We start from the raw sequence: 22,961 nt of genomic DNA, 5'->3' as shown, positions 1-22,961 counted from the left end.
TCGCCATGTTTCATGACCGTCCGTAGCCCGGCACGAGAGTTGGCTCACGCTTCGCTATTCTTGAAGACACTACAAGGTTGCAAGTCGAACAGAGGATTGAATGATGAGGATGTTACTGATGGTCGAGTGCCCTAATGAACCCTTCAACTCCCTTGTCAAAGCCGGGAAGGTGGGCGAGGTTATTGAGCGCATCCTGACCAGCATCAAACCGGAGGCGGCGTACTTTACCGAGCAGGATGGCAAGCGTGGTGGGATCTTTGTGGTCGACGTACAAGACCCCTCCGACATTCCCGCATTGGCGGAGCCCTTTTTTCTCAATTTCAACGCCAGCTGCAAATTCCGTATTGTGATGAGCGCGCAGGATCTGCAAAAGGCCGGTCTGGAGACGCTCGGGCAAACGTGGGCGTGCTGAGAGGCCATTTGGGGTCGGTACTGACGACCCCGATCCGCCTGTTGGTCCGTTCCATACAGTCAAAAGCATGGTCTGAACCGTGATATGCGGATGACTGACCAAAGGTTCCCATTCTTCGCTGAAAGAGAAACCCTGCTTAAGGCGTTTCGTAGTTTAGTTTTTCTTCTTGATTAGTTTGCCCAAGTAGTATTTTAGGCTTAAACGATCTTTGGGCCTTGGCTTGTAGTGGGTTTTATTTCTTTGTGCGGGATCGATCACCATGGTCCCTGCGGTGTAGTAATAAAGCGCTATAGACCTGCGTGTGATGTGCTCTGGAGTTGATAAAGGCTCTGGGTGCCCATGATTGCTGTCTTTGTCTGTGTTGAAAATGACACAACGATTGTAAATGGGCAGGACTTTTTTAAGGCAGGTCTTCATGTCGACATCCCAAAGTTCAAGGTTGCCGCCGTATTCCTCTCGCCAGTCCTCATTCAGATAAATGATGATATTCAGTCTGCGCTCAACATTAAGCTTTTTGTTGAGTCTGAAGTCCGAGTGTACCCCCAGGAAACCACCACTTTTCGTTTCATGCAAGCCGCCACCAGCAAAGTAGGGGTCGGGTATCAAACCTTCAATGCCTGTGAGCTTTTCAAGAAACTGCAACATGGGGGCTGAGTTGAAGGCGTTGAAAATAGTCTTCAAATAGGGGGTGCATTCGTTGGGACTGATTTGACGTTTTAGTTGACCTTTATAGCCGCGCTCATAGAGCATTTCGTTGTTGGTTGGTTCGATTGGGAAGTGCGAGCAGATACTGGCAATCAGCTCTTCATCCAGGAAGTTGTCGATGACGATGTGCGGAAATGGCGTGGCCTGAATATAGCCACTTGCCAATGAGTGACCCATGGCGCTGGCGGCGTTCTGGTCGAAATCAAGCTCCGGGGAGAGGGTCATAGGTAGTGCTTGAGTGATGGGTGCCATTACCGCTCCAATAACTTGATATAAAGACGTTTTGGTGACTTCAAGCAGCGTCCAGCGCACTGCTCGTTGTGTCTCTTCGTCGCTTAAATTTTGCTTTCTTCTTTTTTCAGGCGCTTAAGAATGTCGTTGTACATTTTGGTTCGTCTATGAGTCTTTTCATAGCCGCCAGCCGCTGCAACAGTGCCGGACTGGATGTGATCCAGATAACTGAAGATTTTACGCGGTGATAACATTTCGACGACATAGCCAAGCTCGGTCATGCGGTCTTGGAGGGTGTAGCCTGGCACGCGATCATCCATCAAAAAATGCATGTTGTGCTGTTTGATAAGTTTGCAGTTCCACAATGTACAGAAACTCTTCAAGTAGACTTCTCTGTACGGTTTTGGTTCTCTGGAACGTAATCCCATGGAGATTTTCAGACGTCTGAAATGGTGTTTGAATAGTCGTGAGCTAAAACGCCAAAGTGTTCTCGTGGTGCCACGGTTTAATTGTTCAACGCAGCCGACGGCTACGATTTTTTTGTTTTTTAAGCATTTATTCAGCATCATCGGGAAAACATTTTTATCGAAAACAAATGTGTCGGTGTGCATTAGAAATAAATAATCAGTTTCAACTCGCTCCAAAACCAGGTCAAGTGCTTTGCCATGCGCGATATGCCCAGGCTCGGGCTCGGAAACAGAGCGCTCGATTAAATTTATCCAGTCAAGCGTTCGTAAATACTCAGTGCTTTCATCGGCGGAATAGTTGTCAACTACCCATATTGGGACGCCGTGGCTGCCGAAATGCTGGTGCAATAAGTCTAAGCATATCTTGGTGATTTCTGGTGTTTTGTAATTGACTATAACTATGCTGAAGGTTTTGGAGTTGTCAGCCAGGAAACTAGTGTTATTCATCGTTCAGGTGTCCAATGATGCTGCATGTTATTGTAGGAATAATTGAACATGTATACAGTTTTCGCTTATTTGTCTGTGCAATATTTGCTTGACTATAAAACACAATTTGTTAAGCCGCTTCGTCAAATATAACCATAGCTTACTCTGCCTGATGGAGGGCGAATTATGCGGGCGTCATCGTATAAGGATCTGCGCTGTAGGTAAACGTTCGCGACTTAATTTGTTACGCGTCCCCCCGCTAGCTATCTCTCGTATGCGCAACCTGGCTAAGTACAGCCATTGCCGTAGTTACCGTGGCACCAACGGCTACTGCGCATTGAGCCTTACTGATGAAACGTGCGGCCCAGTGCATCCAGGCGAACGGCGATGGGGGGCAAGCGCTGGCTGCTCAGGGCAAGGGTTTCGACATCGTGTGACGTGTTTTGCGCGATGGTCTGCACAGACTGCAAGCGCCCGACAACTTCACGGCTTGCCGTGGATTGTTCGCGGGTGGTGGCGACAATGCGCCCATTGAGTTCATCGATATGCGAGATGTCGCTGCCCACCGCCTGCAACATAGCGGCCGCCAGCTGACTGTCTTCGACACAGCGCTCCACGCCTTCACAGCTGTCATACATGGCCTCGACGGCTTTGCGGCTGCTTTTTTGCAAGGCCTCGATGATTGTTCTGATTTCCTTCGTGGAGAGGGCGGTGCGCTGCGCCAGGTTGCGCACTTCGTCGGCCACAACGGCAAAGCCTCGGCCTTGCTCGCCGGCGCGAGCGGCTTCGATGGCGGCGTTGAGGGCCAGCAGGTTGGTTTGGTCAGCAATACTGCTGATGTCCTCCAGGACAGTACCGATTTGCTCCGCCTGTCCCGCCAGCACCTGCACGGTTGAGTGGGTGCATTTCAGGCGAGGCGCCAACTGAGTGATTTCCTGCTGCGCGCGGTTCACACTTTCCTGTCCTCGGGTGATTTGCACGCTGGCCTGGCCGGCATGCTCAACGGCATGTTCTACGTGAACGGCAATATGCCCCATCGCGTCGCCCATGCGTTGCATCGAACCCGTCATCTGGGCAATTTCCGTCAGCTGATGCTTGGCCCCTTTTTCCAGTGTATTGCTCGCCTTGGCAAGCTCCTGGCCCAGCTCACCCAAGCCGTGAGAGTCGCTAACGACCCCGTCAACCAGGGCGGTAATCTGCATCAGGAATTGATCGAAACGATCCGCGAGCGATACATGCACCGTGGCCTTGTCTCCCTTGCCAGCATCGTCGGCGAGCTGGGATGTAGACCGGAAAACCCTGGTGTTGCAGCGCATGGAAGACCACGTGATGAACGGCGATCGTGGCAACGGCGACTAGAATCGGTAGCCAGTCGCGATAAAAAGTCAGCACCGCCAGCAACGCGAAAATACCGAAGTGGGATTCAATGACGCCCTCGGCCTGATTGATATGCAACGCAGCCATGACCATCAAGCCAATGCCCACGCAACACCGCATCAACCGCGTGCCGCCACCCACCAAAAACGCCTGAATAAACGTGTTGTGCCAGTAAGCCAGACTCAAAGCGAAGAGGGACAACAGCCAGATCAGGCCCAGCATGATTCGGTCAGCCTTGCGGTAGTGGTCAAGAAAACGAGGGGTCAAAGGGATTCACTTTTACTCCATGTAATTGAGCCGGAATCGTGGGTCTTGGGTGTCGATGGGAGGACATGGAACCAACATCGTCGATAGCGTCTAAATTACAGAGATGTCCCGCCACCCTGAAGGAACGACTCATGCTCAGATCTCGCTCATTGATTGCAGCTATTACATGTCTTGCGCTGGTTTCCGGTTCAGTGACTGCATTGGCCGATCCCGGTAATGGAAAGGGCCAGGGAAACGGCAAGGGAAACTCGCAAAACAGCCAGGTTCATGGCAACCAGGGAGGTCAGGGAGGCAAAGGCAAAAACTCCGGGGGCGGCGATTGGGATAATGGCCCAAGCATCAATCGCGGAAGCGTTCTTGGGATTATTGGCGGGTATCGGGACTACTGGAGCCCCGGACCTGCCTTGCCACCCGGCATTCAAAAGAACCTCGCACGAGGTAAGCCGCTTCCACCCGGGATTGCCAAAAAACTGGACGGCCGGTTAATCGGCAGGCTGCCTCATTATGATGGGTATGACTGGCAGCAAGTTGGTACCGACTTGATATTGGTCGCGCTGGCAACCGGGCTCATCTACGAAGTGCTCAACGGTGCTTTTGATTAATGGGCATGATCCATATGCCCATTTGAAGGCCGTTCTGAGGCGGCTGCCCATGAAATTGCCGAGCTGCTGCCGAACAGGGGGCAATCGGCGTAACCCAATCTACGTCGCCCCTCGTACGACACGGGCGGGCGCTGAATGAGCCCGGAGCGCTGCACGCTAGCGCTGGCAGCTGCCAATTTGGGCAGTGCACAGTGCATTCCGTCTGTCGCAGGACTTGAACTGTCTGGGGCTTAAAGCGTCATAACTCTCGCGATATCAACCAACCCTACGGAAGCAATCATGCTTTTAAAGAATAAGAGTCTCGTTGCTGTAATGTCCTGCGCCCTGATGCTTGCCGCCGCCCCGTTACTCCCTTCTGACCTGTCCATCATGAACTCCGCCTATGCGAAAGACGGTGGTGGTGGTGGTGGTGGTGGTGGTGGTGGTGGTGGTGGTGGTGGCGGTAACGGAGGTGGTAGCGGGGGAGGTAACGGAGGTGGCAATGGCGGTGGCCACGGCGGCGGTATAGGCGGCGGTCACAGCGGTTCAGATCACTCCGGCGGCTCTAACAGTAACGGCCACGGCAATGGACTGAGCAGCGATCATGCCGGCAAAGCTGTTCGCGACCATGGTGAAAGCGGAAACCACTACGGCAACGATCGCAATAGTGATCGCGGTCATGGCCCAACGACTTCAGGCATCGCCCATTCCAAAGATACTCGCGGCGTGGCCAAAGCCAGAGCAATCTCGACCTCGACGCCAGGCGATCACAACACGAAAGGGTTGAGCAAAGCCGGGACATCGGTATCGAAAAAATCGTACTGATCAGCCATAACGGCTGATAGCGAAGTACAACAGACTCAACTGCAAAGCCTACCGCACGCAGGGGCTCAATTCGACTTCTTCGACGGGTAGTGACCGCGCAATCCCCCGGACGGGGTGCCTGGGTTCAAGCTGCCAAACCCCGCAGCACGCAACCCTAAACAAAACGGGCGCCCGAAAAGGCGCCCGTTTTCGTTTGTTCCGTTGCTTGCTTTCTGTCGCGAAGGACCGCAATCGACTGTGGATTCAACTGGTCGATGGAACAGATTGGCTAGCTACTTTCTTGGCAAATCTCTTACCAAAAGCAATCCACCATTTTTCATAATAGAAAGTCGAGATATGCGCGGTGAGAAAAATGGCGGCGAACAACAATGGGCGCTTCAAATATTTTATGACGGTGTCTCCGCTACCCAGCCAAGTATGTATCAGCAGTGGATGAACAACGTAGAGAGCGTACGAGATGGTGGCGATATAAAATAGAGCCCGATTATTCAGCAGCTGGGCAACTCGTGTCCGGCTATTGAGTAACGTGCTCCCCACCATTGCTGCGGCAAGATAGGGGCGGAAGTAGTTCATGAACCCCGCATCGGGATGACAGGACAAGACAAACAGGAGGAATAAAAATATTTGTGCGATCCCCGTTTGTGTCGGAAGTTTGGCAAGGATGTTGCCCAGTCTATTGTTGTAGATCAGTGCAAGTATGCATCCGGAAAGTATTTCATCAATGCGGTAATAAGTGTTGATTGCGACATGGACATCATTCATGACTCGGTACATCGTGACGGTGATACAGAGAACAGGGATAAGCAGTACCCACTTGTTTCTCATCAGAACGACCAGCAAAGCGATGGCGAAGTAAAACTGGACCTCCATGCACAAACTCCATAGGTGGCCGTTTACACTGCCCAGCCACATAGGCGGCCAGTTGGCAACGAAAAGAAAGTTTGCAATGTAGAAATCCGAAGTGCTGTCCATGACAGGTAAAGCAATAAGCATGTACAACCAGGCGAGCGGCACTACCCGAAAGATTCTGCGGATTAAAAAATCAACGACGCTGCTGTTGTTGAGCAGAAAATTTGTTATCAGGAAACCCGATAGCGTAAAAAATATAGCCATTCCCATAACGCCTGCCGCGGCATTAAATTGCCAAGGCTTTGGGCCAAGTGGTAGCAGGTGGCATGCCAAGACAAGCAAAATGCTCATGCCGCGCCATCCATCAAGTACGCTGAATCGAGAGCCCGCTACGGAACTACTGTTCATATTTTCATCCCGCTCTTGGGCCGATAGAGGGCTTTCGATAACGGCAGTGCTGCGTCTGAATACTGTCTGAATTCATATAAAAATCCAGTAGATGCAGCGGTGAAAAATTCAAGAAATCAGACCATTTAAGCCTGTAGTCTAGGACACCTTTTGCACTTTACACTTCACACCATGAAAAAATTCCAGGTGCGAGGAATTCGCTAAATGACTGGGTTTTTGACGTTGATTGTTTGACGTTGCTTCATAGCATGACGCTAAGTGAATCGCCCTCTTTGGGTAGATGCCCTGACCGGCGGCATTTGGCCCAGAGTGTGTAAAAACGCGTCGCCAAAATTGAAGTGTGCGCATCTACGTTAAATCTGAAATTTATCGGCACGTCAGCAGATGTGGATTTTGCGTAGAAGCGCTATTTTCAGTCTGGTTTTGAGTACCTGTCGCGCTGAAAAACGTTTTTACACAGCCTCGGCCAGAAGCTGCCTGTCATCAGGCGGTCGCGCAAGAAGTGACCGGTTAAGCCCTCAACACGCTGGCGTCATTGTGCCCCAATGCAGTGTCATTTCTGATGCGATTCAGCGCAGCTAAGGCCATTTCAGCGGAGCTTTTGACTGAAATCAATCCCGACCATTATCGAATAGTATAGAAAAACAGACGTTGTATTTTTCCAGCAGCTACACTTGTAAATCAAGTAATTAGATGAGTTTTGATATCTAGATGTTATTTCCCTTGAAAACAGCGTCCTCCCTTTGATCCTGCTAGCGGACTCTACATGAAGATTGAAATTCTTAAGCAAGCGGTTATGGACTCACGAGACGGCATTACCATCTCCGACAATTGCATCGACGACAATCCGTTGATTTTTGTAAATCCTGCTTTTGAGCGCATGACTGGTTACTCGTTCGAAGAAATTACCAACATTAACTGTCGATACCTACAAGGAAACGATCGAAAACAGCCTGAGCTGGAAGTTGTTCACAATGCCGTTAAAAAAGGTGAGTACTGCCTCGTAACCTTGCGGAACTACCGCAAGGATGGAACTATGTTCTGGAACGAATTAAGTGTATCGCCAATTTATGATGAGGGCGGGGCTGTAACCAACTTTATTGGAATCCAAAAAGATGTAACACCTAGAGTGATAATACAGCAGCAACTTCGCGAGGAGCATCAGTCTCTCGAGGAAATGAAAGTGCACTTCGAGCAATTATCCATAAAAGATGGGCTTACAGGCATTTACAATCGTCGTTTTTTTGATGCGCAGTTCGAAATTCAATGTAAAATTGCATGCCGCAATGGCGACTCATTGACTCTCGCCATGATTGATGTTGATCACTTCAAATCATTCAATGATATTTATGGACATCAAGCTGGCGATGAAGCGCTAATACGTGTCGCAGATAGTTTGAATAAGTCCTTCCAGCGAGGCTCTGACTTTGCAGCCAGGTATGGCGGCGAAGAATTTGTAATTCTGTCCAACGGCATGGCGAAAGACCAGGCCGCTCTGTATGTCAAGTCGCTATGTCAACGAGTGCGAGATTTGAGAATACCGCACTCCGCTTCCAGTACAGGCTACTTGACTATAAGCATCGGTTTTTCAGTTCATACATTTGGTCCACTGCACCAGTCTAAAGTACTACTGGCGCAAGCCGATAAAGCGCTCTATATAGCTAAGGAACGTGGAAGAGATCAATATTTTAGTCTTTAGTTTCTGTACGTAAATCTGGAAAAAATGGCGTTTGTATCACCATCATGTCGCCCCCCTGAAGGGCACTTTTTGGCGCCTAGGGCTGGTCGTGGCCGGCAGCAATCGGCCGAATGTGTTGAAAAAGTCGGTCCCTCCAGACTGACCTCATACTGACTACTGAAAATGCCTTTTTTGCGTGCAGCTACGCGAAATCTGAGCCCGGAATCCTCTGCTCAAAGTAAAGATTTCAATCTCAAGAGCGCACTTTTCTGCCGTGGAAACCATGGCCGACTTTTTCAACAGAATCGGTCAGGAGCAGACTATCGGTTCCGTTTTAAATGGTCTTACGCGTTAGCCAGGCACCCCAGAACAGACTACTGAAGAAACGAGTAGCGTCTCCGAATCCTGAGTCATGCATCAATTGTTGAACCGCAGCCTCGGAATGTGGCGGGTCAGCGCCCTGAAGAATTTTTCCTAACTTGGCCTTCACTTCATCCGGGCTGGCGCCATGCTGTCGCCACCGCTGCCCCCAGGCGGCAAGCAATAACGGTTGGCTGGCATAAGCATATTGATTGCCCGCGACAATCAGCGGCGCACCCGGCTTTAGATGAGCCCGAATGGATCGTAAAATTTGTCGCTTCGCAACATCCCCATCGAGATGATGGAGCACACCGATCAAGGTAGCCGCGTCGTATGACTCGTCCGCTGCCAGGTCTTCAACATGCCCAAGATGCAGACTTGTTCTTTCGAGCAAATTGTTTGCCTCCAGCTGCTTCGTCGCAGCCTCCAGCATCGGCTCGGATGGATCAACGGCAGTGAAGCGCCATGTCGGCTCCAGCGTTGCCATCGCAATAATCTCCTGAGCCGTACCGCCAGCGCCAACGACCAGTATTTTCGCGGAGCGAACATTGCCGATGCTTGCCGCCAGCATGCACGCAGTAAGATCCTGGCAAGCGTCATACCCAGCTAATGCGATACGGCTCTGCCGTCCGTACTCATTGGCCCGTGAAGTATCAAATTTTTCAGCTGCGTTTAGAGGGGATGATTTCAAGGCGGTTCTCCATGTCCTAGAAATAAGCTACGCCACATACTGAAATAATAAAAATTCATTAATTTTATTAAATGTATTCCCACAAGGAATATTGAACTCACATTCGCGACAGGCAGTTATGGGTCGGATAGCGACGGTCTAGCATCGACAGTCGCGATGGATGCTCAGACTTCCGTCTGTTCCGCCATTTCCAGGGCATCATCGACCTCGATTCCCAGGTATCTGACGGTGCTCTCAAGCTTCGTATGACCCAGCAGGAGTTGGTTGGACAGCTCTCAGGTTCTTCGTCCTGCGATAGATCAGCGATGCCTTCGTTCTCCGTAGCGTGTGAGTACCGTACATGGTTGGGTCAAGGCCAATGGCTGTAACCCACGCTTTGACTATTCGAGCGTATTGTCTGGTGGAGAGATGGTCCGAGTTGTGTAGCCGGGTCGGAAACAAGAAGTCCTCGCTGCGGAGTCGGGCATGATGCATCCAAGCTTCCAGAACCGTTCGGGTTTGCTCAGTGATTTCAAATTGCACTGGGTGCTGGGTTTTCTGCTGCATCACGATGGCCCGTGACGACACATGTTCCCCATGGGCTATGTCTCGTACTCGCAGCTTGGTTAAGTCACAGGCACGCAGCTTGCTGTCGATGGCCAAGTTGAAGAGCGCCAAATCTCGTGTCTTCTCAGCAAGCTGAAGTCTTACCCGGATGGCCCAGATATCTCTGACTCGGAGCGGGGCTTTCTGCCCGACAAGCTTTCCCTTGTTCCAAGGCTGATGGCTGTATGTAGCAATAGTGTTCATGGCTTGTCCTCCACGTTGAGGGAGGACAAGAGTGGATCAGTCACATGTGTGGTGGTCGCTATCCGACCCTGAGCTGTCGGTCGGCAAGGGCAGAACTCAGAAAAAACTGTCGCTGGAGATAATGCGCAAATAGAGCCAAGAGTTGACTGCCATAAGCGTCTACGAAATCAGGGGCGATTCACTTTCCTGTCGGGGGGCGTCTGATTAGCTATTTGTGAAAATGATCAACTATTCTGTGAACCTGTAGCTGCCCGTCGCGGAGGACTGCAATCAACCCGCGTGGCCTCTTGGTCATATTGCGTGAAAAATAAACGCGCGAGTATGCACAGTAGTTCGGTATTGATGGGCGAACTCTGCGTTAAAGGCGGTTCATAAAACATGAAAGATGTAGTCGGCGGACTCGTTGGCAGCCAGAGACACCGCCGATGCGGTCAATCGCTCGCGCAGCGATAAATCATCGACCCGCACCTGCCACTCGCAGCCTGGATGTTCCTCAAGAGTACTTTTGACGTTGTGTATCGCTTCGAGCAGTTTTTCTCGTGGTGGAAAGTAAACGGCCAGCGCGTTGCCTTTCCAACTCGCCACATTCAGGCCCAGTTGCGCGCAGATGGCGATTTTACTTGATGCATCGGCTCTGTCTGCTTGTCGAGATTGACTGACGAGTGCTTCCAGAGCCTGATCTGCACGCCCATCTGTGCAGAGAATGTCGTCGCTCTCCCACGCCTGTGGTGGACACGCTTTGTTATCTTGACGTAGCGCGATGAATGGGTTGATTTCCATCGGATAAATGCGGCAAACCAGGGGGCGTTCTTCGTAGATGCCGCAAAGATTGTCAGCTCTGAGATTAGGGCATTGCTCAAGTGCTTTGCCGGCAAACACAGCGATGACCTGTAACTGGGCCTTACCACAAATTGCACTTACAGATCGGCCTTTGGCGTGGGTAAATTCCGCTGATGAACGAGGCCAACTCGATTCATCAAAGGCCTCAAGAATCACCGCGATGTCGTGACCGCGATTTAACCATTGTTGTGCCTCAGCCAATGTCAGCGGTATCAGTCGGCCCTTGCAGCAAATACCGCAGCCTACACAGGAGAATCGGACGGTGTTGTTCTGCATAATTTTCACCAGTACGTAGAGACAACCTAACGACAGCTAGGTGTTGTATTTGCATGACGTGGATCGCGTCAAAGATGAATTGGCTGAAGATAAATCGGCTGTATTCGCTTATTTAGTTGCGTATTGCCTACGCAATGCGCGCGCGCCCTGCGCTTGCCCACATAAGGCAGCCGCAGGATTGTTAACTAGTACAAAGGCGTGCTCTTGGAATGAAGGCGGACTTCACGCTGATGCGGGCGATAACTACTCGCAAACTCCTGCTAGAGAGTTCCCCATACGTGAATGGATCACCGGATGCCCAGTCTGCGATCCAGCGAAAGTGCTCCTGCACCGCGTGCGATGATGATTAGCAGCAATCCCGCCCAGGACAGGTGCGTCGGCCAGGCATCGGGGTAAACGAAAACCTCAATGACAAAGGTCATCCCCAGCAACGCCAAGGCGGATAGACGGGTGAACAGCCCGAGCACCAGCAGCAGTGGAAATAGGTGCTCGCTGTAGGTCGAAAGGTGTGCCGCCAGTTCTGGAGAGATCAGAGGCAAGGCGTATTCCGTACGGAACAGTTCGTAGGTACTCGGCGTAATCGTCAGAACGTCGCTGACTTTGGTGCGCCCTGACATGAAGAAAATGGCGGCGATGGCGATGCGTGCCACCAGCACCAGAAACGAATCGCTGATCAGATTGCCCAATCGGGTTGCAACGCGGTTCCAGAGGCCACGCAAGGAATTGTCGGCGGCAGGTGAGCGGGTGTGGATGTTATCCATGCTGTGCTCCGTTAATGGCTTCAGTAACTGTTTGTCAGGAGTTCCGCCGTTACAAATGCGTCAGCACTCACCAGGCGAATAATGAGGTTTTCCAGGTTCAGGTCAGACTCGACATCAATGGCCCAGTCAGCAGCGACATCAAGGGGCAGGTGGGCCGCGCAGGCGTCGAGAAAGGCACAGTCTGCGGCACTGGCAGCCTGCCAATGCACGCGGCCGGCCTTGCGTGTCAGTAGTGCACCTTCACCTTGCCATTCGAGTTTTTCAGGCATTTCCCGTTGTTCACGATTGACGCACCAGATCGTGTAGGCGGGACAGTCCGGTAACCAGACCCAACGGGCGGTGTCCCGTGGTTTAAGCCGCAAGTTGCCCAATTCCGTAGCGGGAATCTGCGCCAAGTCGTTCAGCCCAAGACCAGGCTCATCAGCGGCGCAATGAACCTGTGTCCAGAGCAGGTCCAGACGGGCGACGTCGCCCAGATACGGCATGTCTTGCGCGTGTTCGAAGCGGTCGAGAAAGTCGGGGAAGTCCGCTCCATAGTTCAGCAATCGGGCATCCGTTGGCGGTGAAAGCCGGGCGTGTATGGTGGCAGCGCTTTTGAGCCAGTCGGTGCCGACCAGCCGTTCTATGGTAGGAAAATTAGCGAGCAACGCGTCCGTCATGCCCTTGAGGACGGTATTGCGATAGACCGCAAAGCCTGGTTGTTGGGTCAGCGAATCCATCGTGGATGATTCAGTGCCAAACAACGCACTCACGAAGGCATCCTGAAAACTTGCGAGTGAGGGCTTCATATCGCCACCTTCAATTGCAGGTTTTGCCCAAGGTTCAATAACGTCTGCGCTCGGTTACGCTCGGCCAGTAAAACGTCGAAAGCGGGGATGTGGTCGTCGCGTTCGATCAGTGTAGGACGCTGGCCGATCCGCTCAATCAGCCGCTGGTACAGCGACCAGACATCTTCGGCGACAGGGGAATCATGGCTGTCGATCAGTAACGTGGATTCACCCGGATCCTTGGTGAACCCCGCCAGATGAATCTCCATGATGGCGTCGGCCGCAAAGGCATCCAGATAATCGGCGGCGTTAAAACCCAGGTTGTGCGCACTGATGTGCACGTTGTTGACGTCCAGCAACAAGCCGCAGCCAGTCACCGTGCTCAATTCGGTGAGAAATTCCAGTTCGCTGTAGTCATGCCCGTCCATGTGCAAATAATGGGTCGGGTTTTCGACGGCAATGCGACGCCCGAGGGCGTCTTGTGTGCGCTGGATATTGCTTGCGATACGCTGTAACGCTTCGCTTGTGCGGGGAAAAGGCAACAGGTCGGGGTGGTATTGGTCGCGCCAGGATGACCAGGCCAGGTGCTCGGAAATCAGTGCCGGTTGAACGCGATCAGCGAGCTGTTTCAGGCGTTTCAAGTGCTCCGGGTCCGGCGGGCAATCGGCCGCCAGCGAAAGTGACACCCCGTGCAACGACAATGGGTGCCGCTCGCCAATGGCCTCCAGCCATGCCAGACGGGGGCCGCCACCAACCATGTAGTTTTCCGGATGAACTTCGAACCAGAGACCTTCGACCGTGCAGTCGTGGGCCTCTTGGTAATGGTTCGGTTTGAGGCCGAGTCCGGCCCCGATCTGGAATGCCTTGTTCATGATAAGTACGAGCCCCGTGGCGTTGACGTTACATTGGTGTGAGGGTGCCGGTGCCTTTTGGTGTCTTGATGGTGGTGCAAGTGCCAGCGGGAACGTTTTTCCAGGCATTAGGCTGGTAATCCATTTTTGCCGTACCTGCGCACGTGGTACCTGCACCGGCCTTGCAATCGTTGTGACCGGCCATGGCGACGCCGTAGCATTTTTCCATGGCGCCTGCGGCGGCTGGGGTCTCGGCGGCAATGGCGCCGGCAGCAAAGGAGGAAAAGGCAACGGCGATGGCAGCAAGCTTCAGATTGTTCATGGTTATTCTCCGGGATCATGAGGGTGGGTCGTCGCATCAGTGCAGGAGTGCGCTGTGCTTCAGATCCGAAAGGTAGTTCGCTGAGTTTTCAAATCCGGTTACAGCCATCGCAAAATATTTTTTTGAACCGCAAAATGAATCTGCTTGTTGCCTTATGCCTTTGGCGGCAAGCATGATCCATCGCCCGTTATTGGCGCTGGCGTTATGTAAGTACAGAATATTTTCATCCTCGTGTAACCAGAGTGGACGATGGAACGAACTACACATAACGACGCATTGCGCAGCCGGGAAATTCATCTTCAGGCCTTGTTCCTCGCGGGCCTGGGTGGAGACGAGCGGGCTTATGGCACTTTCCTCAAGGAGCTGAGCGGTCATATACGCGGCTTTGTTCGAACCCGACTTCAGCGGCAACCGGGTGAAGTCGAGGATTTGCTGCAAGAGGTTTTGCTGGCCGTCCATAACGGTCGACAAACGTACCGTGCGGACCAACCGCTGACGGCCTGGGTGTTTGCCATCACCCGCTACAAACTCACGGATTTTTTTCGTGGCAGGTCGCGCAATGAAGTGCTCAATGACTCGCTCGACGATGTGGCGGAGCTGTTTGCCGAGCCGCATCTGGAGCCGGAGCAGGCCCATCGCGACCTCGGTAAGTTACTTGAGCAACTGCCTGAGCGGCAGCGTTTGCCGATCCAGCAGGTGAAGCTTGAAGGCTTGTCGGTCGCCGAGTCGGCGCAAATGACCGGGCTTTCGGAGTCAGCGGTAAAGATTGGCATCCATCGCGGGCTTAAGGCGTTGGCCGACAGGATTAGAGGTACACGATGAAAACTGACGATCTTATTTCCATGCTGGCGACCGGGGTTACACCGGTCGACCGGCATGCGCTCGCCAAGCGTTTCGGCGTCGCGGTGCTGGTCGGTCTGATAACGGCGTTCTTGCTGGTGATGGTCATGTTTGGCGCACGTCCGGATCTGGCCGAAGTGGCGGCAACTCCGATTTTCTGGGCGAAGATTGCCTTACCCCTGTGCCTGATGGTCGGCGCGTTGAGCCAGATTGTGCGCCTGGCGAGGCCCGGACTTACGCCAGGCGCCGGACAACTGCTGGTCATTGCGGCGGTTGCAGCGGTGTGGGCTGGCGCTCTCTATGTCCTGATGACAGCAGCCCCGGACGTGCGTGCTTCGATGATCTTCGGTAAAACCTGGCGCGTGTGTTCGCTGAACATCACCTTGCTTTCGATTCCGGGGTTCATTGCTGTCTTTTGGGCGCTGCGCGGGTTGGCACCCACTCGCCTGAGACTGGCCGGCGCCTGCGGCGGACTGCTTGCAGGGGCGATGGCTACCATTGCCTATTGCCTGCATTGCCCTGAAATGGAAGTCCCGTTCTGGGGCGTCTGGTACTTGCTTGGCATGTTGATACCAACCGTTATCGGTGCGCTGCTCGGACCGCGCTGGCTTCAATGGTAGTGGGGTTGAAAATCGCTAGTTATCCAGCGACTCCACCACTGACTATCGTCGCAAGTTTGATATCAGTACAGCTACCCTGGCCAAATCCAATGAAAATGACTGGTCAGGTCGAATGCAAACAGGTCGTCAGTAGCTGTGCAAATGGTGGGACAAGTAGGGTGCAATTTCGCAGCCGGACGCCGGTATTCCTCTGTCTCTTCATTCCAGTGGAAATCGTTGCTCGAAAAACTGTCGTTCTTTCCCTCGGTTTTGTCCCACACCGGCACGTCCGGTTCTCCAATGGGATTCGTGCCTGAGTTCAGGTCAGCTGAAAATCCGACTTTTTCAACAGAATCGGCCAGGAGCTGCCACTCAACACGACTCGATAATCCCCACCCGACCATGCATCATCATGCTCGCAGCGATCCCGTTGTGGGCATCGAAGCCATAATTGCAGAATCTGCCCGCCCGCAAAAATGAGCCTTTTGAAATGGAAGTCATCTCATGTTCGAACGTAACAAACTGGTTCCGGAATTAATGGTCACCAACCTGGATAGCAGCCTGGCTTTTTGGGTTTCTTGCCTGGGGTTCAACGTAGCTTATCAACGCCCGGAAGACGGATTTGCATACCTTGATTTGAATGGTGCTCAAGTAATGCTTGAGCAGGTAGATTCGGACGCGGGTCAATGGCTGACTGCGCCGTTGACTAAGCCGTTTGGAAGAGGCATCAACCTACAGATTGATGTTGAGGCTGTCGCGCCCACCATCCAAAAACTTGATCAGGTTGGATGTTCACTCTATCGAGAATGCAAAGACAGCTGGTATCGGGCTGACAATGCGGAAGTAGGCCAGCGCGAATTCATCGTCCAGGATCCCGACGGTTATCTCGTAAGGTTAGTAGAGCGGTTGGGTGAGAGGCCGGCTTGCTCAATCTGAATCTGAGCCAAGCCGACTGTCAACTTTGGTCGATTTCCGCCCTTCGCGAGTGGCAAAATCGACCCAAAGCGGCCCCTCAGGAAAAGTTGCAACATACGAATTCGATCTGATGGTTACAAAGGAGGCTGTCGCAGGTAAGTCGCGGATCATCTCGTGCGAGTTGACCCGCGTGCTTTTTCCTAGTCTTTGGTGCCGACCTTGTTCTGAACTGCTTCCTTGCCCGCGACATTCAACTGCGTTGGTTCAAGCTTGACGGTAAGTTTGTGCAGTGAACCGGTGAATGCAAAAGGTACCTGGTAATCCTTGTCATCGACGGGGGTTCCGGTGTCGGAACCGACATCGAAACTTTCATCCACACCGAAGACGAATGGAACGCTGTGTGGGATTGTTTGACTAGCCAGTTGCTTTCCATCCACCGACAGCACGCCGGTGCCGCCCTTACCGAATCCCGGCCCAGCATATTTGAAATCAAAGCTGATGCTGTGCTTTCCGGGAGTGAGCACCTCGGTCCCTTCCCAGCGGAATCGCGCAACGCCTTCGAGGTTGTAGTTGAAAACCGGCTTACCTTTCAGGAGGTAGAGCGCGTAACCCCCAAAGCGGCCGCCGTCGGTCACCAATACACCGTCGCCGCCGCTTTCAGGAACAGTGATGTCAGCCGTAATGACGTAGGACTTGTTCAACACGTTGGGCTCGTTGCCCGGAAGAATGCCGGTCACTGGGGAAAGGTAATTGAACTCGGTGCGTCCGGCCACGATGCTCGGCCTCTGTGCAATGACGCGCGTAAAACCGGAAGCGTCGAGTGGCAATACCTGATATTTGTTCGCTTCCACCCAGAACAGATCCTGTAGTTCCTTGAGTTTTGCGGGGTTGGCGGCGGCGATATCGTCATTCTGCGTCCAGTCCTTGGTGATGTCATACAGCTCCCATTTGACACCATTGACGATGTCCTTGGGTGGCTGAGAAGTAATGTCCCAAGGTGCGCGGTAGGGGGTCGTCGATGCCATCCAGCCTTCGTGATAAAGCGCGCGCATTCCAAACATCTCGAAATACTGCGTGGTGCGTGTGGAAGACTTTTCGGCATTCTGCTTGTCGAAGAGGTAAGCCATGCTCGTGCCTTCGATGGGTTTTTGCGCAATGCCGTCGACCTGGAGCGGTGCATCAATGCCGGTGGCTTCAAGAATCGTAGGCTCAATGTCAATGACATGATGGAACTGGTTACGGATGCCGCCGGCATCCTTGATCCGGTTCGGCCAGGAGATGGCCATGCCCTGGCGGGTGCCGCCAAAATGCGATGCAATTTGCTTGGTCCACTTGAAGGGAGTGTCCATGGCCCAGGTCCAGCCCACGGCCATGTGCGGATAGGTCTGGTCCGATCCCCAAGCATCCAGATACTTCATCTGTTCGGCGACCGGCACGTCAATTCCGTTGAAAGTGGTCATCTCGTTTGGCGTGCCGTTAGGGGTGCCTTCTGCGCTACTGCCGTTGTCACCACTGATGTAGATGACGAGCGTGTTGTCGAGTTTGCCCATGTCATCAATGGCCTGGATCACCCGACCGATTTCATGATCGGTGTACGCGAGATAGGCCGCATAGACTTCCATCTGGTGGGCATACAGTTTTTTCTCGTCCGCCGAAAGTTCGTCCCATTTTTTCAGTGAATCCGGCCACGGTGTGAGCTTGGCAGTCGGCGGGATAACGCCAAGCCGCTTCTGATTGGCGAAGATCTGTTCGCGCGCAGCATTCCACCCCATGTCGAACTTGCCCTTGAATTTGTCGACCCACTCGGGCGTGGGGTGATGCGGCGCGTGGGTACCGCCGGGCGCGTAGTAAAGAAAGAACGGCTTCTTCGGATCGAGCGCATTCAATTCATGGACATAGCCGACGGCGTCATCCGCCATCGCGGTGATCAGGTTCCACCCCGGTTTGCCGTCGTAAGGATGGATCGGCGTAGTGTTGCGCATCAGATTGCCCGGTTGCCACTGGCTGGTTTCGCCGCCCATGAACCCGAAGAAATAATCAAAGCCCATACCAATGGGCCATTGATCAAACGGACCCGCCTGACTGATCTGGAATGACGGCGTGTTGTGGTTTTTGCCAAACCACGAGGTTGCATAGCCGTTGTCCTTGAGGATTTTGCCGATGGTTACCTTGTCCTTGGTGATGACGCTGTTGTAGCCGGGGTATCCCGTTGAGATTTCCGATATGACGCCGAAACCGACGGAGTGGTGATTGCGTCCGGTAATCAAGGCTGCACGTGTGGGCGAGCACAGTGCTGTCGAATTGAATTGCGTGAAGCGCAATCCAGCTGCCGCAACGCGATCCATGGCGGGTGTGGGTATGATGCCGCCGAATGTACTGGGCGCTCCGAAACCGACGTCATCGGTGATGATCAACAACACATTGGGCGCGTCTCTAGGCGGGACGACGGTCGGCGACCAGTAGGGCGTCGAGGTCGTGGCGTCGAGGTTGTGGCGTCGAGGTTGATAACGCCGCCGAATGCGGCTGGAGGATTAGGGAGGTATCGCCCGTCGATGGTCGTGGTTGCACTGGGTGAACCGGGCGTGCCGTTGACTTCCTGTGGCGCTGCATTGGCACAGGAGAGCGTAAGCATGGCAAAGGCCAGTCCAGCACCAAGCCTGTTATGCAGCCAATTTGATTGATTCCAGTATGCAATGGCCATGGCCAGCTCCTGTAAACCCCCAAAACCCCAAGCTCCGAGTGTAGAACCGTTTTCGTCGCTTGCCAGTCCATCTCATGGGCAACGCGGGTGGCTGTTGACTTTGGAGATGTGGTGTCTATACCTGATCTTGATACTCAGCAGGTTCAGCAAGGGCCGCAGACTGATATGAGGAGGAGCACACATGCTTATCAGGAAACGGCGTTTGGGTATTGCCATCGTCTGCGCCGGGATCGTGTTGGCTTGCGTGGCTTTTGTGGTGTATCAGCATCGCGGCCCTGTGCCTTTGACGCTGGGTGATGGAAAAAATGGCCCACTGGGAATGGTCTGGCTTCCTGCCGGCGAATTTTTGATGGGTAGCGATCACAAGCAGGCTCGTCCAAACGAAAGGCCGGCCCACAAGGTGCGACTGGACGGCTATTGGATCGACCGCTATGACGTCACCAATGCCGATTTCGCCCGCTTCATTTCTGAAACACATTACATCACCACCGCCGAACGCAAACCCCGATGGGAAGATTTAAAGGTACAACTACCACCGGGCACTCCCGAGCCTGATGACAGCGACCTGGTGCCTGGCGCATTAGTTTTTGTCGGCACAGACAGACCCATTCCGCTAAATGATTTCAGCCAGTGGTGGGCATTTGTCCCGGGGGCTGACTGGCGTCACCCGCTGGGGCCCGACAGTACAATCGAGCGCAAGGAAACTCATCCTGTTGTTCAGGTTTCACGTGAAGATGTGCAGGCGTACGCCGCATGGGCGCACAAGCGCCTACTCACCGAGGCCGAATGGGAGTACGCCGCAAGAGGCGGACTGGAGCAAGCGACCTATGCGTGGGGGAATGACTTCTCGCCCGATGGAGAAAAGATGGCGAATACCTGGGATGAGATACAGCCGTTTCCCGTGACCGGCGCCAGTAACAAATTCAAAATTGGCACCAAGCCGGTAGGCAGTTACCGACCTAACGCCTACGGGCTCTACGATATGTCCGGGAATGTTTGGCAATGGGTCGCCGATTGGTATCGAGCCGACGCGTTTAGAGTTGGTCTCAAACATCAACCGGCGGGCGAAGCAGCGGTAAACCCGGTTGGACCTTCCGACAGCTATGACCCCGAACTTGGGGTGACGGCCAATGCACCGCAGCGCGTAATCCGAGGCGGATCTTTTCTTTGTAGCGACACCTACTGCACGAGTTTTCGAACCAGCGCCAGGCAGGGCGCAGATCCTATGAACTCCATGTCGCATCTCGGCTTTCGCTTGGCGACAAGTAATGACCAATGGGAAAAGCACCGTTGAATATAAAACGCACGCTGGCCATGCGTGAAAACACGAATGAACGCTTTTAGCTGATTTCAGCCTGTCGCGACCGGCTGAAAACGACCCACGCGAGCCATTCGCATGAAGCAGAAGTCAGTCAAATGGCCTGTCAGTTTCGACTCACAGGCTTTTCTACCCATCAGCGTGGAAACAGTAACGTTACAGCAATGCGAAAGCCCCAGCCTTGTGCGCCATCCTTAGGGCTATCGAGCCAGTATCGCGGACCCGCTTGCACCGTTAGAGGCTGACCGCCGATTTTCAGGAGCTGGGTAACTGTCAGGTTGACCGGCACCGACCATTCCCGGGATTGCCAGTTATAGGTCGACTCGGTGTTCACTCCGTACGTCGTGTAAGTAGCTGTGGTGTACGAGAGGAAAGGTTGGAGGAAGGTCTGGTTAACCTTTTCTTTGTCATCCGGCGGGCTGTCCTCCAAGCCCCAGATGTGGTTAGCGAGAATGCCGCGAGTCCAGCCGTTTGACTGTTTTAGCGCGACTGCCGTCGGGCCCAGGCCCCATTGCTTGCTGCTGAGTAGCTTATCGCTGCCGGTGGGAATCAGTAGTGCCGGGCCAATGCCGAGTATCCAGCCGCTGTCGGTGGGTTTTGTCGGCGAGAAGAAAAAACTCTGAGTTACATCGCCCAGACCAGATTTATCCGCTGCGCCATTGGGTGCCAGGCCATGCTGGTCAATAACGGGCAGGATGGTGCGTGAGATGAGGTTCCAGTCGTCGTTTAAACGAAAGGGCAGAACGGGCTGGATATTTGTGACGCTGTGCATGCCGTTTCCCGTAGGCCCCATCTTCTGATCCCAGTTGTACTGCACCGGAAGGCTGTACATCGCGGCAACCGGGTTGAGTGCCTTTTTTGCCAGTTCCGCAGAGTCCTCGGCACGTACCAAGCCACTCTGCATAGCGATAACAGTGGTCGACAGCAGTGTTAACGGTAGTTGTACTCGCAATCTGTTCTCTCCTTTGCGACTTAGACCAACCTCACGGTCAGCACGCCCGAGCGGTTGTGCTGACCGTGACTTTGTCTCACCGAACCAGTTCGATCTCGCTCGGCCGCCACTCTTTGGTGAAGAACGACTCACGGGGGCTGTAGAGGCGCAAGATGGTAAACCAGCCTTTATCGGGCATGGTCTGGATCCAGTTGCCGGCCTTGGCGTCAGCTGGCTTGGAGGGGGCGAAGTAGAGGGTCGTGGACCCATCAGCGTTTTCCGTGGCTGCTGGTGTAGGGTAGGTCTGGCTTCCGGCGCGCGGGTAGCGCTGCGGTGTCTGGAGCATGGATCGCGTCTGGTTGTCGTAGACGGTGTACGACCAGAATTTGGCCGCTGGAATCTTCGGTGGCAGGGTTACCTTGTAGGTCTTGCCACCATCGAAGGGATTCTTTTCGGCGTCCGTGAAGCCCATGAGGTACTGCGAGCCCACATTGGGCAACCGCATAATCATGCCCGGCGAATCCATGGTGTAGCCGTAATAGAATGCCGCGCGGGAATCGAGTGTCCGCGCGCCGGTGGGCGGTAATGCTTTGAATAAGCCTTCCTTGGTAATCATCGGCGGCGGTGTCTCGAAGTTAAAACCGCCTTGCCACAACATGTTGGACCACATCGAGTCTGGGTAGTAGGCCCAACCGGGATAGTCGGCAGCACGCCAGTTTAGTGATCTGCCCGCTGCGTTACCCACGGCCGCAGCGTCGGTGAGGATCTTCTTCATCCGCTCGTCCGGAGCAAAGGGCTTGCCCTTCACGATACCAATGGCCGCCAGTTGACCCAGGAGTTCAGGATCGAAAGAGGTTGCAGGCTCCAACTGCACGAGTTTGTCGAGCATCTGAAAATAGGAAAAGTCGTTTGGCGGAATGGTGTTGAACGACTTGTCACTCCCCTCAACGAACTTCGTTGGAGGAATCGGCGGGTTGACCTCCAGCCTGACTTGACCCGCGAGCGCCGTGGCAATACTGGTGCCGAATCCGCCCGGTGTATAGGGGTAGATCTTGAGCTTTTCTTTGATCAGGTCGACAGCAGGTTTCGGGTCATTGTTCTCCATGAAGGCACGAACGGCGTAAAGGACATGGTTGGTTTTCGAGTGGCCTACGAAAAAGCCGCTGTCGGGAAGGGGGCCGTCATAGTCTGGCGGCACAATCAGATACTTGCCGCCTTCACCCCGATCAGGGCCTGGCGCACCGATGTCAATGATCCAGCCAAACCACATGTCATTGAGCGTGCCGAGCGATTTGGGTGGTACTTCAACCACCAACGGCCCTTTCGTCAGATCGAGGATCGCAAGCGAATAGACGGTATCGGCGTTGGCGGTGAGAAACAGCGATTTGGAGTCCATCAACTCAGAGAAGATGACCACCGCATTGTCCTCGGCCCCAATGCTGTGAAAGCCCTCACGAATCGCATAAGCCGAGGCGCCCGAAAAACTGTTCACGAACGCGTCTATGCCGCGAGTGAATGCCATGGTGTCATAGACATCCTGTGTGGTCTTCGCGCTCGGAGCGCCATCCTTGAACTCCAATACGCCGATACGGGTTTCGATGCGATCAGGAGTAGTGATCGCCGGGGGGATTTCGCCTGCAGCTTGCACCATGGTGAACGCAGGTATCGCCAGTGAGACAAAGGCCGTCAACGCGGTTATTGGTTTGAGAGATTGCGTCATAGAGTTCTCCTTGACGGATGCCAAATGCATTGACTACCCAAACTTAGGAACTAA

The 22,961-nt window shown here is 53.6% G+C and carries 21 protein-coding genes and 3 pseudogenes; 8 read left to right on the top strand and 16 right to left on the bottom strand.

The features are described from left to right. Positions 1–103 precede the first annotated feature (103 nt). Positions 104–412 (top strand): panthothenate synthetase, encoded by a 309-nt coding sequence (locus tag MO767_RS11590; protein WP_282480597.1) that lies wholly within the window; start codon positions 104–106, stop codon positions 410–412. A gap of 57 nt (positions 413–469) precedes the next feature. On the opposite strand, the pseudogene MO767_RS11585 reads toward MO767_RS11590, so the two are convergent. The 4 genes and pseudogenes from MO767_RS11585 to MO767_RS11570 all read right to left on the bottom strand — a co-directional run. Then, a pseudogene (locus MO767_RS11585) lies at positions 470–553 on the bottom strand (GNAT family N-acetyltransferase); the annotation flags it as partial. A gap of 12 nt (positions 554–565) precedes the next feature. Continuing rightward, positions 566–1,369 carry a 2OG-Fe(II) oxygenase gene (locus MO767_RS11580; protein ID WP_282480596.1) on the bottom strand — a complete coding sequence of 268 codons (804 nt, stop codon included), beginning with the start codon at positions 1,367–1,369 and terminating at the stop codon, positions 566–568. A gap of 83 nt (positions 1,370–1,452) precedes the next feature. Then, complete coding sequence (locus MO767_RS11575; protein ID WP_282480595.1) at positions 1,453–2,262, bottom strand: glycosyltransferase; 810 nt, start codon at positions 2,260–2,262, stop codon at positions 1,453–1,455. Positions 2,263–2,585: 323 nt separating this feature from the next. Then, positions 2,586–3,891: pseudogene (locus MO767_RS11570) on the bottom strand (methyl-accepting chemotaxis protein). A 125-nt stretch (positions 3,892–4,016) separates the two neighbouring features. Between MO767_RS11570 and MO767_RS11565 the strand changes: the two are divergent. Beyond that, positions 4,017–4,487, top strand: a complete 471-nt coding sequence (locus tag MO767_RS11565; protein WP_282480594.1) for an anti-virulence regulator CigR family protein — start codon at positions 4,017–4,019, stop codon at positions 4,485–4,487. A gap of 279 nt (positions 4,488–4,766) precedes the next feature. After that, entirely contained in the window at positions 4,767–5,291 is a 525-nt protein-coding gene (locus MO767_RS11560) for a hypothetical protein (RefSeq protein WP_282480593.1), read from the top strand. A gap of 243 nt (positions 5,292–5,534) precedes the next feature. On the opposite strand, the gene MO767_RS11555 is transcribed toward MO767_RS11560, so the two are convergent. Next, positions 5,535–6,548, bottom strand: a complete 1,014-nt coding sequence (locus MO767_RS11555) for an acyltransferase (protein ID WP_282480592.1) — start codon at positions 6,546–6,548, stop codon at positions 5,535–5,537. A gap of 766 nt (positions 6,549–7,314) precedes the next feature. Here MO767_RS11555 and MO767_RS11550 point away from each other — a divergent pair. Beyond that, the gene (locus tag MO767_RS11550) at positions 7,315–8,247 is read left to right on the top strand and encodes a diguanylate cyclase (RefSeq protein WP_282480591.1); all 933 of its coding nucleotides are present in this window, start codon (positions 7,315–7,317) and stop codon (positions 8,245–8,247) included. Positions 8,248–8,560: 313 nt separating this feature from the next. Here MO767_RS11550 and MO767_RS11545 read toward each other — a convergent pair whose 3' ends face one another. The 8 genes and pseudogenes from MO767_RS11545 to MO767_RS11510 all read right to left on the bottom strand — a co-directional run bounded on the left by MO767_RS11545 (position 8,561) and on the right by MO767_RS11510 (position 14,057). Then, positions 8,561–9,277, bottom strand: coding sequence for a class I SAM-dependent methyltransferase (locus MO767_RS11545; protein WP_282480590.1), 717 nt, complete (start codon positions 9,275–9,277; stop codon positions 8,561–8,563). A gap of 164 nt (positions 9,278–9,441) precedes the next feature. Beyond that, a pseudogene (locus MO767_RS11540) lies at positions 9,442–10,066 on the bottom strand (tyrosine-type recombinase/integrase). A gap of 369 nt (positions 10,067–10,435) precedes the next feature. Then, entirely contained in the window at positions 10,436–11,182 is a 747-nt protein-coding gene (locus MO767_RS11535) for a YkgJ family cysteine cluster protein (protein WP_282480589.1), read from the bottom strand. 287 nt (positions 11,183–11,469) lie between these two features. Continuing rightward, positions 11,470–11,943, bottom strand: coding sequence for a DoxX family protein (locus MO767_RS11530; protein WP_282480588.1), 474 nt, complete (start codon positions 11,941–11,943; stop codon positions 11,470–11,472). Between the two features lie 20 nt (positions 11,944–11,963). Beyond that, positions 11,964–12,731 carry a DNA-binding domain-containing protein gene (locus tag MO767_RS11525; RefSeq protein WP_282480587.1) on the bottom strand — a complete coding sequence of 256 codons (768 nt, stop codon included), beginning with the start codon at positions 12,729–12,731 and terminating at the stop codon, positions 11,964–11,966. Next, positions 12,728–13,582: a DUF692 domain-containing protein gene (locus MO767_RS11520; protein WP_282480586.1), complete on the bottom strand. Its 855-nt coding sequence runs from the start codon at positions 13,580–13,582 to the stop codon at positions 12,728–12,730. Before MO767_RS11520 ends, MO767_RS11525 begins: the two co-directional genes overlap by 4 nt. 28 nt (positions 13,583–13,610) lie before the next feature. Continuing rightward, the gene (locus tag MO767_RS11515) at positions 13,611–13,883 is read right to left on the bottom strand and encodes a DUF2282 domain-containing protein (RefSeq protein WP_010461569.1); all 273 of its coding nucleotides are present in this window, start codon (positions 13,881–13,883) and stop codon (positions 13,611–13,613) included. Between the two features lie 36 nt (positions 13,884–13,919). Beyond that, entirely contained in the window at positions 13,920–14,057 is a 138-nt protein-coding gene (locus MO767_RS11510) for a hypothetical protein (protein WP_161599957.1), read from the bottom strand. A gap of 75 nt (positions 14,058–14,132) precedes the next feature. On the opposite strand from MO767_RS11510, the gene MO767_RS11505 reads away from it, so the two are divergent. From MO767_RS11505 to MO767_RS11490, 3 genes are all read left to right on the top strand, one after another. Further along, positions 14,133–14,705, top strand: a complete 573-nt coding sequence (locus tag MO767_RS11505; RefSeq protein WP_282480585.1) for a sigma-70 family RNA polymerase sigma factor — start codon at positions 14,133–14,135, stop codon at positions 14,703–14,705. Next, entirely contained in the window at positions 14,702–15,343 is a 642-nt protein-coding gene (locus MO767_RS11500) for a DUF1109 domain-containing protein (protein ID WP_282480584.1), read from the top strand. Before MO767_RS11505 ends, MO767_RS11500 begins: the two co-directional genes overlap by 4 nt. 483 nt (positions 15,344–15,826) lie before the next feature. Next, positions 15,827–16,258, top strand: a complete 432-nt coding sequence (locus MO767_RS11490) for a VOC family protein (RefSeq protein WP_282480583.1) — start codon at positions 15,827–15,829, stop codon at positions 16,256–16,258. 179 nt (positions 16,259–16,437) lie between these two features. Here the strand turns inward: MO767_RS11490 and MO767_RS11485 are convergent, their stop codons facing one another. Then, positions 16,438–18,657 carry an arylsulfatase gene (locus MO767_RS11485; protein ID WP_282480582.1) on the bottom strand — a complete coding sequence of 740 codons (2,220 nt, stop codon included), beginning with the start codon at positions 18,655–18,657 and terminating at the stop codon, positions 16,438–16,440. A 462-nt stretch (positions 18,658–19,119) separates the two neighbouring features. Between MO767_RS11485 and MO767_RS11480 the strand changes: the two genes are divergently transcribed. Next, on the top strand, positions 19,120–20,232 hold the full coding sequence (locus MO767_RS11480) for a formylglycine-generating enzyme family protein (RefSeq protein WP_282480581.1): 1,113 nt from the start codon (positions 19,120–19,122) through the stop codon (positions 20,230–20,232). A 160-nt stretch (positions 20,233–20,392) separates the two neighbouring features. On the opposite strand, the gene MO767_RS11475 is transcribed toward MO767_RS11480, so the two are convergent. Continuing rightward, positions 20,393–21,160 carry a transporter gene (locus tag MO767_RS11475; protein WP_282480753.1) on the bottom strand — a complete coding sequence of 256 codons (768 nt, stop codon included), beginning with the start codon at positions 21,158–21,160 and terminating at the stop codon, positions 20,393–20,395. A 124-nt stretch (positions 21,161–21,284) separates the two neighbouring features. Beyond that, the gene (locus MO767_RS11470) at positions 21,285–22,907 is read right to left on the bottom strand and encodes a DUF1254 domain-containing protein (RefSeq protein ID WP_282480580.1); all 1,623 of its coding nucleotides are present in this window, start codon (positions 22,905–22,907) and stop codon (positions 21,285–21,287) included. Positions 22,908–22,961 lie beyond the last annotated feature (54 nt).

The sequence above is a fragment of the Pseudomonas sp. UYIF39 genome (assembly GCF_029963765.1).
Lineage (GTDB): Bacteria > Pseudomonadota > Gammaproteobacteria > Pseudomonadales > Pseudomonadaceae > Aquipseudomonas.
Note: the sequence above shows the minus strand (reverse complement) of the source record. Positions and strands in the feature narration are given on the sequence as shown.